Origin of the sequence: Desulfuribacillus stibiiarsenatis, assembly GCF_001742305.1 — a bacterium.
Taxonomy (GTDB): domain Bacteria; phylum Bacillota; class Bacilli; order Desulfuribacillales; family Desulfuribacillaceae; genus Desulfuribacillus_A; species Desulfuribacillus_A stibiiarsenatis.
Genome location: NZ_MJAT01000022.1, coordinates 123,676 through 137,829 on the forward strand (window position 1 = coordinate 123,676; position 14,154 = coordinate 137,829).

General features: G+C 41.2%; 8 protein-coding genes. 6 read left to right on the forward strand and 2 right to left on the reverse strand.

From position 1 onward, the window contains the following. The gene (locus BHU72_RS08410; RefSeq protein ID WP_069702185.1) at positions 1–804 is read left to right on the forward strand and encodes a DUF2797 domain-containing protein; all 804 of its coding nucleotides are present in this window, start codon (positions 1–3) and stop codon (positions 802–804) included. Here the strand turns inward: BHU72_RS08410 and BHU72_RS08415 are convergent. Both BHU72_RS08415 and BHU72_RS08420 read right to left on the reverse strand, forming a co-directional pair. Continuing rightward, positions 782–1,255, reverse strand: coding sequence for a hypothetical protein (locus BHU72_RS08415; RefSeq protein WP_069702186.1), 474 nt, complete (start codon positions 1,253–1,255; stop codon positions 782–784). The genes BHU72_RS08410 and BHU72_RS08415 overlap by 23 nt on opposite strands. 98 nt (positions 1,256–1,353) lie before the next feature. Beyond that, entirely contained in the window at positions 1,354–2,274 is a 921-nt protein-coding gene (locus tag BHU72_RS08420; RefSeq protein ID WP_069702187.1) for a sulfurtransferase, read from the reverse strand. Between the two features lie 242 nt (positions 2,275–2,516). Between BHU72_RS08420 and addB the strand changes: the two genes are divergently transcribed. From addB to BHU72_RS08445, 5 genes are all read left to right on the forward strand, one after another. Continuing rightward, the gene (gene addB / locus BHU72_RS08425) at positions 2,517–6,071 is read left to right on the forward strand and encodes a helicase-exonuclease AddAB subunit AddB (protein WP_069702188.1); all 3,555 of its coding nucleotides are present in this window, start codon (positions 2,517–2,519) and stop codon (positions 6,069–6,071) included. Beyond that, positions 6,055–9,999 (forward strand): helicase-exonuclease AddAB subunit AddA, encoded by a 3,945-nt coding sequence (addA, locus tag BHU72_RS08430; protein ID WP_069702189.1) that lies wholly within the window; start codon positions 6,055–6,057, stop codon positions 9,997–9,999. Before addB ends, addA begins: the two co-directional genes overlap by 17 nt. A gap of 466 nt (positions 10,000–10,465) precedes the next feature. Beyond that, a complete protein-coding gene (locus tag BHU72_RS08435) occupies positions 10,466–12,193 on the forward strand; it encodes a methyl-accepting chemotaxis protein (RefSeq protein ID WP_069702190.1) in 1,728 nt (575 codons plus the stop codon). A gap of 197 nt (positions 12,194–12,390) precedes the next feature. After that, entirely contained in the window at positions 12,391–13,392 is a 1,002-nt protein-coding gene (locus BHU72_RS08440; RefSeq protein WP_069702191.1) for a trypsin-like peptidase domain-containing protein, read from the forward strand. A 111-nt stretch (positions 13,393–13,503) separates the two neighbouring features. Beyond that, positions 13,504–14,016: a TspO/MBR family protein gene (locus BHU72_RS08445; protein WP_069702192.1), complete on the forward strand. Its 513-nt coding sequence runs from the start codon at positions 13,504–13,506 to the stop codon at positions 14,014–14,016. Positions 14,017–14,154: the final 138 nt, after the last annotated feature.

Consider the following 14,154-nt stretch of genomic DNA (forward strand, 5'->3'; position numbering starts at 1 on the left):
ATGAAAATTACAGGGATGATACGAGGCCTTGCGCACCAATATCAAGAGCCTTTACAATATTTTATTAAAATAAACGATAATCGTCAGGAAATCAACTCTTGGTTAGACGCAAAAGTGAAAATTGAATACGAAGGACATATTCAATGTATATATTGCGGCCGAGTGATTAAGAAAACCTTTAATCATGGGTCTTGCTTTCCGTGCTTTCAAAAGCTTCCGGAAAACGACTTATGCATTGTGAAACCTGATTTATGCCATTATGATAAAGGCACTTGTCGTGATTCGGAATTCGGTGATTCCCATTGCATGCAGCCGCATTTTGTGTATTTAGCAGTCAGTAGTGACCTAAAGGTTGGTCTTACTAGAGAGTGTAATCATTTAAAGCGTTGGGGTGATCAAGGGGCGGTACAAGCAATTCCGATTGCGAAACTGCCAACCAGGAAATTGGCTGGTGAACTGGAAATGCGTTTAGCAGAGCGCTTCCCTGACAAAACGAACTGGCGCAAAATGTTAAAAGGTGATACACCAGAGATTGATTTATTACAATTTCGAAAGGAAGCATATTCCATGGTGCAGGAGGAGTACGGAGACTATTTTCTGCACGAAGAATCCTTAACAAGTCTTCGATATCCGATACGCCAGGAAATGGAGAAAGTGACTACATTTAATCTCGACAAACAGCCTGTGATAGAAGATGTTTTAATCGGAATCAAAGGCCAGTATTTAATGTTTTCCTCAGGGGTACTCAATGTGAAGAAGTATGCGGGTTATCACGTTACCATTACTTTACTAGATACCATGTAAATACCGTGGTGATTAACAAGATACCAATAATCACAAGTCGTATGGGTAGAGCCAATGGCTTCTTTTGCAAGACGGAGACGGCCGATAGGAGTCCATAGGATATCAATGCGATTAATAATAAGGCAGCACACCAGACAATGCTAAAGCTGATAGAGAATCCCCATAAGTTAGTTGTTGCTATGATGATGCTTTGTGTTGACCAAGGAATGGTAATCAGTGTGCAGAACACTAAAATCGAAGATGCGACGGGTGCGATGACACCTAAACGATAGAGAAGCATTTCTAATCCGCGGACGTCTTGGTAATATATAAGGCTCGCAGCCGCACGAGTAAATTGTTGGAACGGTAAATGGAATAAATACAGCACCAGAACGATAGCAAATATGCTGAGGATAAGACCTACGAATATATAGAATCTCTTGTGTTTCATTAATTTATTCTGTTGCTCCATTGACCTATTCAACTCCTATAATCGAAAATGGATGTTTAAAAACAAGCTACCAATCCGTTGGTAGCTTGTTCTGGGAAGTTGTAAATTGTAAATGTTGATCACTTATTCATTGGTAAAGCGTCATTTGCAGCCCACTCATAGATTGATGCATCATAGTTCTTAACGTTCTGGTAACCAGCCATTTCTAAGATCATCGTCATATGAGCTGAACGGATTCCAGCAGTGCAATATGTGACAATTTCAGAGTTTTTATCAATTTGCTTTGCTTTCATAATGTCCTCTACCTCTGTTGCTGTCTTAATTGTACCATCATTGTTGAAGAAATCCTTAAAAGGAATATTGATTGCTCCTGGAATATGTCCACCACGTTTTTCACCAAAATCAGTTGCGCCCTCAAACTCTTTCGCATTACGTGTGTCTAATATCACTACATTGTCTAAGTTAGTAGACAACCAATCCGTTGTTGCAAGAGAGTCTAAATCTAAGCTTGCCACTTGAAAATTTGATGCTACAGGGGTAGTCGCATCCTTAGATACTTCAAATTTCGCATCATTCCATGCTGGCCAACCACCACTTAACATCTTGCTGTTCGTTAAGCCAGCCATACGCAACATCCATACGATACGACCATCTTCACCCCAGCCATTAGGGTCAGCGTATACAATAATTGTTTTGTTTTGATCGATTCCTAGCTCGCTTAACTTCGCAGATAGTTCTGGAGCATTAAGCACCGTACCCCAATCAGTATCGCCAGGGGCACCATCCATTTTAGCAAATTGCTGCCACTTCACTGGGATAGCCCCAGGGATATGACCTTGTTCGAATGATTCCGGGCCTCTAGCATCTAAAAGTAGTAGATTGTTCGTATTTAAATTTTCATTTAACCATTGTACGTTTACTAAATAGTCATTGCTTTGCGCTACTGAGCCTGCATCAGGAGCCTTTGGAGTAGTTCCACAAGCAACCAGCATGACAGCTAGTAGAATGATAAAGCTAAGTAAAAGATGTTGTTTTTTCAAATCGAATAGCCTCCTAGTGGGTTAATTGAATAGTTATTACCGTCCATATGAACGAATTCATTACTGTTCACATTATATATTAGTAAAAATTATTGGTCAATAAATTGATATTATAATTACATTCATATAAGTTGTTTTAAAAATCTTGAGTCTACTATTAGAAAATCAAGAAACTATACCCTAAGAAAAGCAATAAACGGTATAATAATAGAATCATAGTATGCGTAATTGGGGGACAAAGTATGTCTTTAGAATTTATTGTTGGGCGCGCTGGTAGTGGGAAGACTTTTACATGTCTTGAGCGTATTCGTCAAGAGCTACGCAGTCATCCACAAGGGGCCCCAATCCTGTATATTGTACCCGAGCAAATGACATTTCAATCGGAATATGCCTTAGCGACTACGGACGGGCTAAAAGGAATGATTCGTGCTCAGGTATATAGCTTTACGAGATTAGCCTGGAAGGTGTTGCAGGAAACAGGAGGGCTATCCAGACAGTATATCGATGGGATTGGCATGCAGATGCTGTTGCGCAAACTCACCGAGCACCATAAGCACGCATTTCACATGTACGGAAAAGTAGCAGATCAAGCAGGCTTTATTCAGCAATTAGAACAGATGCTAGTGGAGATGAAACGCCATTGTATCTCAACAACACAACTGGAGAATTTACTACAGCAGCATAAACAAACAGAACGTAAAGATCAGAAGTTAATTGATAAGCTTGAAGACATTTTATTGATTTACAAGGATTTAGAAAAGGAAATCCATAGCAAATATATCGATTCAGAGGATTATTTAAAACTTCTAGCAGAAAAAATAGTAGACTCCACGTATATAGCGGATGCAGAGATTATCGTCGATGGATTCCATAGTTTTACCCCTCAAGAGCTGTTCGTTTTGAAAGCTCTTCTTACGCATGCTAAGAAAGTTTCGGTAGCTCTTACCCTCGACCAAACGTATGATGACAAGCTTCCAACAGAATTGCACATGTTTTACGGAACGGCTAAAACGTATCAGAAAATCCGGTCATTAGCAAAGCAAGAATCTGTTCCTGTATTGCCTGCGCTATGGTTGGACGGTAGCTTAGGGAGACATAGAGAAAATCCGCAATTACAGCATCTAGAGAAAAACTATCATCGATGGCCAATCCTACCATTTTCCGAGTGTAAAGATTCAAAAGCATCAAAAGTATTAAAAGCATCTATAAACATTGCTGCGGCAGTAAATAGACGTGCAGAGATTGAGGCAGTAGCCCGCGATATTATTAAAAAAGTCAGAGATGAAGGCTATCGATACCGAGAGATTGCAATTGTCACGAGAAACTATGAAGTGTATGGCGATGTATTAGCTAATATTTTCAAAGAATACGAGATACCTATATTTATAGACCAGAAGAAGACGATGCTGAATCACCCGCTCATTGAGTTTATACGTTCAAGCTTAGAAACCGTCACTGGGAACTGGAAATATGATGCGATTTTTCGCTCCGTGAAGACAGATTTCTACTTGGATTTTGAGCAAGCTATGTGCAAACAGAAACAGCGGGAAGAACTGGATGTGTTAGAAAATTACGTATTAGCAAAGGGCATTTCAGGGAGTCATCGATGGAATAGCGAGCAGCCATGGAGATATGCGAAAAAGGATTCCCTTGAATCGGATATTGTCTATTCCCTGGAAGATCAACAACAAGAACATCTGATTAATATCTGGCGAATTCGTATTGCAACACTACTATCAAACCTTGAAAACGGATTGAACAAAGCCACCCTAGGGAAAGAGTTATGTGCAGCTCTCTATCAATTCCTTGTGGAGCTTCAAGTGCCAGAAAAAATTTATACATGGCAACAGGAGCAAGAAGCGTCTGGGGAGCTAGTCAATGCCCGTCAACATGAGCAGGCGTGGAAATCAGTAGTAGAGTTACTTGATCAGCTCGTAGAAATTGTTGGAGATCAAGAGGTTTCTTTAGACTTATTCGTCAAGATGATGGAAAGCGGCATCGAGAATCTTCGCTTTAATCTTGTTCCACCAGCTTTAGATCAGGTGTTAATGGCAAATTTCGACTTGTCGCGGTTAACGAATATCCGATGTACGTATATCATTGGCATCAATGAAGGGGTAATACCGGCAAAAGTTAAAGAAGATGGCATGATCACGGAAGAAGAGCGGGAGTACTTAAAGAATACAGGGCTTGAGCTAGCTCCTAGCTATCGCAGTCGATTAATGGAAGAGCCATTTACCATCTACAACACACTTACAAGCGCTTCAGATTTCTTGTGGATAAGTTATCCATTGGCCGATGAGGAAGGGAAGACATTACTTCCATCCAGTGTGATTTCTCACTGCAAAGAGTTATTCCCAGCCATTGAAGAGCAATTTATAGTAGCAGACCCAGGGGAAGAAGTCGAGGAGCGGCAGTTAAGTTATATCGTGCACCCGAAACCGACGATATCCTATCTGACAAACCAATTAAGACAATGGAAAAAAGGCTATACAATTTCACCCGTGTGGTGGGATGCTTATAATTGGTTTGCTAGTATAGGGGATTTGCACGACGAGAAATGGAAACGAGCGATCGATAGCTTGTTCTATAAGAACGTAGAATCGAAGTTGCCACATGAACTGATTGACAAAATGTACGGGAAAAAAATTGTTGCCAGTGTTTCGCGAATGGAACGCTATTCAGCCTGTCCGTTTTCGCAATTTCTTTCCCACGGATTAAAAGTTAAGGAACGAGAAATATACAAATTGCAAAACCCAGACATTGGCCGTTTGTTCCACGAAGCGCTTAAAAGGGTAGGACAATATATCATCGAACACGGATTACGATGGGCAGATTTGTCAGAAACGGAGTGCCGTGAATTATCGGAACGAATTGTTGAGCAATTAGCGCCGAAGCTACAAAGCGAAATTTTACTAAGCTCACAGCGCAATCAATACATTTTGCGCAAGCTAAAAGCGGTTGTTAGTAGAGCTACAATCATCATCAGTCAGCAAGCCAAGGGCAGTGGCTTTTCTCCTAAAGGCTTCGAAGTTGAATTTGGACCGAATGTACCGATTGCTTTTGATCCGATTGCGCTCACGAAAGGCCATACGATGGATTTGATTGGACGTATTGATCGCATTGACCAAGCGATCGTGAGTGGTGAGTCTCTACTGCGTATTGTGGATTATAAATCGAGCATGAAGGCGTTAGATTTGACGGAATTGTATTATGGGTTAGCTTTGCAAATGATTACGTATTTAGATGTCGTCGTCGCTTGCTCTAAACATTGGTTAGGAGAGCAAGCAGCCCCGGCAGGTGTGCTATATTTCCATGTCCATAATCCATTAATCCAAAGTAATCGCCCGATGACGAAGGAGCAATTAGAGCAGGAATTATATAAGAGTTTTCGTATGAAAGGGTACGTACTAGCAGACCCGGAAGTGGCAAGGGCGATGGATCCTTCCTTGGCAGATGAAGGGTATGTCCGCTCGCATATCGTGCCAGTGGCATTAAAAAAGGATGGCCAATTTGACAGTCGATCGGCTGTTATGTCGAACATGGAATTCGATGCGCTGCGCAAGCATGTGCGCGAGACGATTCAACACATTGGCAATCAGCTTGTCGATGGGAACATTACGATAACACCGTATCGACTGAAACAAAAGACACCTTGTAGTTATTGTCCGTACCCTTCTATTTGCCATTTTGATTGTAGCCTAGAAGAAAATCAATACCGCATATTAAAACCGATTACAGACCAGCAGACATTACTAGAAAAGTTAAGGGGGGATTCTGATGACAGCAGCAAATAACATGCCAGCCAAACCTGTAGGTAGTCAGTGGACGGACGAACAGTGGCAAGCTATCGCGATGCGTCATCAAAACATCCTTGTAGCTGCTGCCGCAGGCTCTGGAAAGACAGCAGTACTTGTAGAGCGAATGATACGTCGCATTATGGATGAGCAGGACCCCATCGAAGTTGATCAGCTTTTGGTCGTTACTTTTACCAATGCCGCAGCCGCAGAGATGCGAAAAAGGGTAGGTGAAGCTTTAGAGAATGCCTTGCAAAGCAACCCAACATCGACAAAGCTGCAGAGACAGCTCGCACTCATGAATAAAGCGGCCATTTCGACCTTGCATTCCTTTTGCTTAGAAGTGGTACGCAGATATTATTATACAATCGAAATCGATCCGAAATTCCGCATTGCTGATGAAACAGAGGCAGATTTATTACGTGACGAAGTGTTAGAAGAACTGTTTGAGAAACAATATGGAATCGCTGACAACTTTGCATTTTTCCAATTGGTCGATTGCTTCACAGATGATCGGGATGACATGCAATTACAAAGCATGGTGCGAAAGCTATATGATTTTGCCCAAAGCCACCCGTTTCCGTATCACTGGTTAGATCAAGTGGTGGGGAATTATCAGCTTAAGGAAGTTGTGGCTATAGACGGTCTGCCGTGGGTCCAAGATTTTCTAAAGGATATTCAACTACAGCTTTCGGGCACACGCTGTGTTTTTGAGAATGCTCGCCAGCTTACCTTAGACCCACAAGGGCCAGAGCCGTATTTCGAGAATCTAACATCGGATTTACAATTGATAGATTCATTAGTTACGGCAGCTCAAGAGTCTTGGGGGAACCTCCATGCTGCTTTTCAGTCGATTACATTCTCCAGACTGAAAAGCTGTAAAAAAGGTATGTATGATGAGGATTTGCAAGACGAAGTGAAAAGTTTGCGTGACCAAGGAAAGAAACAAATCAACAAAATTATGGAAGATTATTTTCAGCGCAGCCCACAAGAGTTTTTGCAGGATATGCAGCAAATGGCTCCCGTGGTCGGAACACTAGTGGAAATAGTCAAGGAGTTTTCTGGGCGCTATCGCGAAGCCAAAGAGAAGAAGGGAATCGTTGATTTTTCTGATTTAGAACATTATTGTCTTGCGATTTTAAAGGATGCGCAGTCGTCCCCAAATGCACTGATTCCATCGGCAGCAGCGGTCGAGTATCAGAAGCAGTTTGCAGAAATTCTGATTGATGAATACCAAGATACCAATCTAGTGCAAGAAGCAATCCTACAGCTAATAAAAAGCGATAAGAATTGTCTATTCATGGTGGGCGACGTCAAACAGAGCATTTATCGGTTTCGATTGGCCGAGCCGGAGTTATTCCTTTCGAAATATCGGGCTTTTGAAAGTATGGACAACATATACAATAGAATTGAAACAAGCGAGCAAGCGAGTGTCGAGGGCGTCGCGGGTGTACGTATAGATTTGGCAAAAAACTTCCGTAGCCGTACAGAAATCATTGATTGTACGAATTATGTGTGTCAGCAAATTATGAATGAGACAATCGGCGAAATCCCATATGATGAAGCCGCGCAACTGAAATGGGGTGCTAGCTACTACCCAGAGCAACCATCCAGTGCAGAATTGCTTTTGATTGATCGTAGCCAGAATGTAGTTGTTGAAGATCAGTCTGACGGACAGTCTGTTGCAACAGGTGAAGAAGGTTCGGACGTATTCAATCGCAATAAACAAGAGGACACCATCGATACAGATAACCCAGAGGAGTTAGAAACGGCCCAACTAGAAGCAAGGGCAATTGGCAGGAAGATACTTTCTTTAATAGGAAGAGGAGAAGGACCGACCTATCAAGTGTTCGATAAGACGTTCAAGCGCATGCGCGATATTCAGTATCGAGATATAGTCATTCTATTACGTGCAACTGCTAGCTGGTCGCCAGTTATGATTGAGGAACTTAAGAAGTTAGGGATACCTGCGTACGCAGAGATTGCAACAGGATACTTCACTGCCACAGAAGTGCGAATTGTCATGTCATTATTGAAGATTATTGACAATCCATATCAAGATATACCGTTAGCAGCAGTGCTACGATCTCCCATTGTCGGGTTGACTGCTGAAGAATTAGCGCTGATTCGAATCAGCAATAAGAGTGGCTTGTACTATGATGGATTGAAGCAATACCTCGAATCAAAAGCACACGATTCAGACAGTAATGTAGAAGACACCAAAACGGAAGACACCAAAACGGGTGAATCCAATGGGGAAGATGAAACGTTTGCGAAGTTGCAAGGATTTTATAATAGACTATTGCACTGGCGTGCTTTAGCGCGAAAGGGATCACTCGCCGATTTGCTATGGGAAATTTATCAAGACACTGGCTATTACGACTATGTCGGTGGTTTAGTGGCAGGCCATCAGCGTCAGGCGAATTTGCGGGCACTTTATGACCGTGCGCGTGGCTATGAAAAGACATCATTTCGTGGTTTGTTTCGTTTCCTTCGTTTCATAGAACGGATGCAGGAACGAGGCAGTGACTTAGGCACAGCACGTGCCTTAGGAGAACAAGAAGACGTTGTGCGCATCATGACAATTCATAAAAGCAAAGGATTAGAATTTCCGGTCGTGTTTGTCGCGGGTTTAGGGAAACAATTTAATTTCCAAGATATTCGCGGGAAATTTTTATTACACAAAAAACTTGGGTTAGGCATTGCTTTTGTCGACCCGCAGATTCGCATTACCTACCCATTGTTGTCACAGCTAGCGATTCGTCAGCGAACTAAGCTTGAACAATTAGCTGAAGAGATGCGTGTGTTATATGTAGGGTTAACGAGAGCGAAGGAAAAACTGTATTTAGTAGGCACATTAAAGGATATGGAAAAGTCCGTCCAGCAATGGAGCCAACATATTTCGTTGCAAAACTGGCTGTTACCAGAGTTCCATCGCGCCAATAGTCGCACCTATTTAGATTGGATTGGCCCTGCCATTCTACGTCATCGGGAAGCTACACAGCTACACCAGAGAATTCACCCAGATTGTAATGCATTACTTGCGGATATTTTCAGTGAGGTTCGCGACCATCAAGCAAAATGGTCCATCATAACGATTCAAAGCAGTGACTTGACACTCGATTCGGCAACCAACGGGGAGCTTGAACTTCAGCATTTGGATTTCATTCAAAGGAAACAACCAGTTCCATTATCAAGTCAGCACCAAGAGTTAATTGCAGCGCGCTTCCAATGGCAATATAACTATTTGCAGGCGACTACTCACCATGTGAAGCAAACCGTTACGGAAATGAAACGAGCTGGAGATTTTACAGTCAAATCTGATGAACGCTCATTCGTCATTGGAAAAGAGTACCAAACGGTTCTTATGCCACGACCTCAATTTTTACAAGAGAAGAAAATGTCTGCTGCAGAGCGAGGCACTCTACTACACATGATCATGCAGCATATCAATCTTGCGCAAGACCTATCGAAGGACACACTGGAAATACAAATCGATGATATGATTGAGAAGGAATTCGTGACAAAAGAGCAGGTTGCGCCATTACTGAACTCGGATGTGCTCCATCATATTGTTGCGTTCTTTGCGACTGACCTTGGCAAACGCATGAAGAATGCGCAAAGAATTTACCGTGAGATTCCATTTAGTTTAGCAATTCCTGCACGTGAGATGTATAACGATTGGACGGGACAGGATGAGAATGTTTTCGTACAGGGTGTAGTGGATTGCTTATTGGAGGATGAAAAAGGAATTGTCCTGGTGGATTATAAATCGGACCGCACGAAAGACCTTACCGATGAGGAACTTTTCAACAGGTACCGTATGCAAATTAGTATTTATGCGAGGGCAATAGAAGAGATATGGAATATAACAATCGCAGAGAAGTATTTATACTTCTTCGATGGGAATCGCATTGTCAGTTGTTAATAGAAGTATAGAAATTGCAACATTTCCATAGCTACCCAATGTTTCCAATACAATAAACGTAACTTTCATGATAATATGCTACTATCAGCAAACAAAATGCAATATAATGATGATAGCACCACTGAAACGGTACATTACAATTTTAACTAAGATGATATTTATTGTGAAAATTAAATAGCTTATGCAGGAAAAACCGATGTCTGAGCAGAATAAACACTAGAAGCGACGCTAATTATTCTATGATTTAGAGAGTTGTGTTGGTAGATACTTGCAAGATATTAAGAATGAAAAAATAGATTTAGAAGTACAACCTATTGATATAAATAATATGAATGAACAGATTGAATCATTTGATAGAAAAATAGAAAGAAAATAGAAAGAAAAGAGAAAAAAAGAGAAAAAAGAGAAAAAAACAAGATGAGGGTAACAAGGATAGGAAGCGAAATCATCAGAGGAGGCACTAATAATGGTGTACTGGTATAAGAAATTATCCAATAATATTGGGATGAAAGTTATGATCGTAGTTTGGGTTGGCATATTCATAGCTGCGATGATGCAGGTGTGGTTCGGGTATAGCTTGAATAAAGACCATCTCATGCTTAGTGCTCAGCAAAAACTAATAGGCGACCTTCAATTAGGAGCAGAGGCATTTGATCGAAAGGTTCCTGGCGATTGGAAAGTAGAGAATGGGAATTTGTATAAAGGATCGACTCAAATCAACGACAATCCTGAAGTCTTAGAAATTGTCGACAATTTAGGTAAGCTTATGGGAAGTAACACTGTAACAATCTTTCAAGGTGATACACGCGTAGCCACTAACGTACTTACCGCTGAAGGTAAGCGAGCAATCGGCACGCAAATCTCGGAGACTGTTGGGAAAGCTGTACTTCAAGATAAAATACGCTATGTAGGGCGTGCGAACGTAGTTGGTACTTGGAACCAAACAGCGTATGACCCAATCCACGACTCCCAAGGAAATGTAATAGGTATATGGTATACAGGAGTCCCTGAAGATTATTATATTCAATTAGCGAAGGATGGCATTATACCAAATGTAGTGGTCGGGTATTTTTCTGCTAGTATTTATGCGACGATTTTGTTCTTTATTTTACGCTGGTTGATATTCATTCCGATTCGCAGATTACAGGTAAACGCTAACCAAATTGCAAACTACAACCTGCATATTGAGCCTTTACAAGTGCGCAACGAGGACGAAATTGGTGATGTAACTAAGGCGTTTAACACGATGCTTGCGAATTTGAAAAATATTGTGGGCAATGTTACAGACAGTGCGAACCGCGTGACACATATATCTGAGAATCTATCGGACGGTGCCAAACAGACAGAACAAACATCCCAAGAAGTCGCGCATAATATCGGAGAAATAGCAGACGGGGCGAATTCCCAAGCTGCTCATGCATCCAACATTATGGAAATGATTGAAGATACGAAAGAGCAAGTTGAGATTGGATATAAGGAAGCATCTAAGACAGCAATTAATACAATGGAATCCACTAAAGTTGCGAAAGAAGGACAAGAGGCAATAAGTAAAGCAATTGCGAATCTTGGATCTGTAACCAAAACAGTGCAATTCGCAACTGACGCAATCCAGAAGCTAGGGCGTCGCTCCAATGAAATTGGCGGGATCGTTACCATAATCTCAGATATAGCGAATCAAACAAATCTTTTAGCACTAAATGCTGCCATCGAAGCGGCTAGGGCTGGCGAGCAAGGTAGAGGTTTCGCAGTCGTATCGGATGAAGTTCGTAAACTTGCGGAACAGTCGAACCAGGCAGCAGAGAAAATAGGAAATCTTATTCAAGATATTCAAGCAGAAACTTCCGTGACAGTTCGCACAATGGAAAGTAACTTAGAAACAGTGCAATCGCAAGTAAACATTATCCAGGAAGGCGGAAAAGCCCTTACAGAGATAGTGAAAAATGTAGAACAGACAGAAGTAGATGCGAATAGTATCCAAAAAATATTTGAGCAATTAACCGATAACGCAAATCAAGTACTTCGTGCCGTGGAAGAAATATCAAATATTATTTCTAGGGCAGCATCTGCTTCACAGCAAGTCGCAGCAGCGGCTGAAGAACAGTCTAGTACAGTAGAAGAAATTGCATCAAATGCAGAAGAACTATCGCTGATGGCGAAATCCTTGAACGAAGAAGTTAGTAAATTTACAACATAGAGCCTTAGTTGCACCGACTTAACAACACAGTATGTATTATTGATGTACCAGATTAGGCAGCGCCCCTAGCATATTAAATGCTTTAGGGGTGCTGTTTTTCATTTCTCGATTACATTTCATTTATACACGAATAGAGTTGATATTTATATGGCAGACGTAATATGATGGAGTTAGGCAGACAAATGGGGAGTGGGCATATGCGAAAAGTATCTTTTGGTTTTATTTTGGGGATTGTATTATCGATTTCTGTGAATGTACAAGCAAACACTGAGATTATGGCGAGACTTGCAGATTTTAAATTATTACTAAATGGCAATTCAGTGCAAGTTGAGAACACACCATTATTATATAATGGGAGAACCTATCTTCCAGTACGAGAAATTAGCAATATACTAGGCTATGATATTGATTATATAGAAGCGACAAAATCGATTATGATTCAAGACCGTCCAGCGCAACAAGGGACGAATACAACGGTTCTTTTGCCAGGTCAATCTTCACCAGCACAGGCACCAGTATATCTAGATGTACATAGCGCCATTATTGAGGCTGTTGATAAAGCCAAGCATTCTGTCGTCGGGGTTGTCAATATGCAGCCAACAGGTGGGAGAATCAATCCTAATGAATTAAGGGAAGCGGGAAGTGGATCTGGAGTCATCTACAGAGCAGAGGATAACAGAACTATCATCATAACGAATCATCATGTAATTGAGCGTGCTTCTCGTATCTATGTAACACTACCAACAGGGGAACAGATTATTGCTAGATTAATAGGTTCCGATCAATTAACAGACTTAGCAGTATTAGAGGTTACTAGCTCCGATTTAAAAGGAACTACGTTAGCGGTGATTGGCAATTCTGCTGCTTTAAGGCAAGGAGAGCCGGCAATCGCGATAGGGAATCCACTCGGCCAAAGGTTAGCGCAAACGGTAACAGCAGGAATTATTAGTGGGACTCAGAGATTTCTGCCTGTAACAATAAATGGCGCAAGACATGAAGTGGAGGTAATCCAAACCGATGCTGCTATAAATCCAGGGAATAGTGGTGGAGCACTCCTAAACATTAGAGGTGAGCTCATCGGTATTAATAGTGCAAAAATCGCTATGACTGGCGTCGAGGGAATTGGATTCGCGATTCCTATCAATAAGGCACAACCTATTATATCGGATATATTAACCCATGGTAGAGTTATACGTTAAATGATATTTCCACTTCCGAATAATTCAATGAACAAGTCATATGATAAGAGTAAGAGCTTGTTCTTAGAGCGGATCTATGGACATGGACATAGGGAATAGGGAGTGAAGATAATGTTCAATTTTTTAAGAGTAAATGGGAAAAGAAGTATCTTTGCATTGATTATTAGCATAGCGATTGCACAAGGGATAGGGCTACTAAGTACATTGTTGACTCGGAACTCGTTTGAGATTTACCAAACACTAACAAAGCCTTGGTTTGCGCCACCACAATGGGTGTTTGGGCCAGTTTGGACAATACTATTTGTACTCATGGGTCTAGCAGCATACAGAGTGTGGATGAGTGGCTACTATCACCCATTTGGATTTACGGACCAAATGCGCAGAGCATTAACGCTGTATGGAATACAATTTGTTTTCAATTTCTTGTGGTCGATATTATTCTTCCGTTTTCAATGGTATGGCATAGCGCTCATCGATCTTTTAATCTTATTAGCCTTGATTATTATTACGGCAAGGGAATTCTACAAGATTGACCGACTCGCAGGCTTGCTCATGATTCCATACATTGTATGGGTATCCTTCGCTGGGATATTGAATTATTATATCTGGATATTGAATCGATAGGAAGTAAATAGCAAGATGTAATCGTTAAGAAGTGAATGTTAAATCGTTATAAAATATAAAAGCTAATTGTAAAAACTAAAAGCCATACATAACACACTTGAGAATTCACGTGTTATGTATGGCTTTCCTATTTCGACA

Excerpts from the sequence above, each read along its gene's own strand:
- addA (WP_069702189.1), top strand. The coding sequence starts at position 6,055 with ATGACAGCAGCAAATAACATGCCAGCCAAACCTGTAGGTAGTCAGTGG.
- BHU72_RS08415 (WP_069702186.1), bottom strand. The coding sequence starts at position 1,255 with ATGGAGCAACAGAATAAATTAATGAAACACAAGAGATTCTATATATTC.
- BHU72_RS08445 (WP_069702192.1), top strand. The coding sequence starts at position 13,504 with ATGTTCAATTTTTTAAGAGTAAATGGGAAAAGAAGTATCTTTGCATTG.
- addB (WP_069702188.1), top strand. The coding sequence starts at position 2,517 with ATGTCTTTAGAATTTATTGTTGGGCGCGCTGGTAGTGGGAAGACTTTT.
- BHU72_RS08435 (WP_069702190.1), top strand. The coding sequence starts at position 10,466 with ATGGTGTACTGGTATAAGAAATTATCCAATAATATTGGGATGAAAGTT.
- BHU72_RS08440 (WP_069702191.1), top strand. The coding sequence starts at position 12,391 with ATGCGAAAAGTATCTTTTGGTTTTATTTTGGGGATTGTATTATCGATT.
- BHU72_RS08410 (WP_069702185.1), top strand. The coding sequence starts at position 1 with ATGAAAATTACAGGGATGATACGAGGCCTTGCGCACCAATATCAAGAG.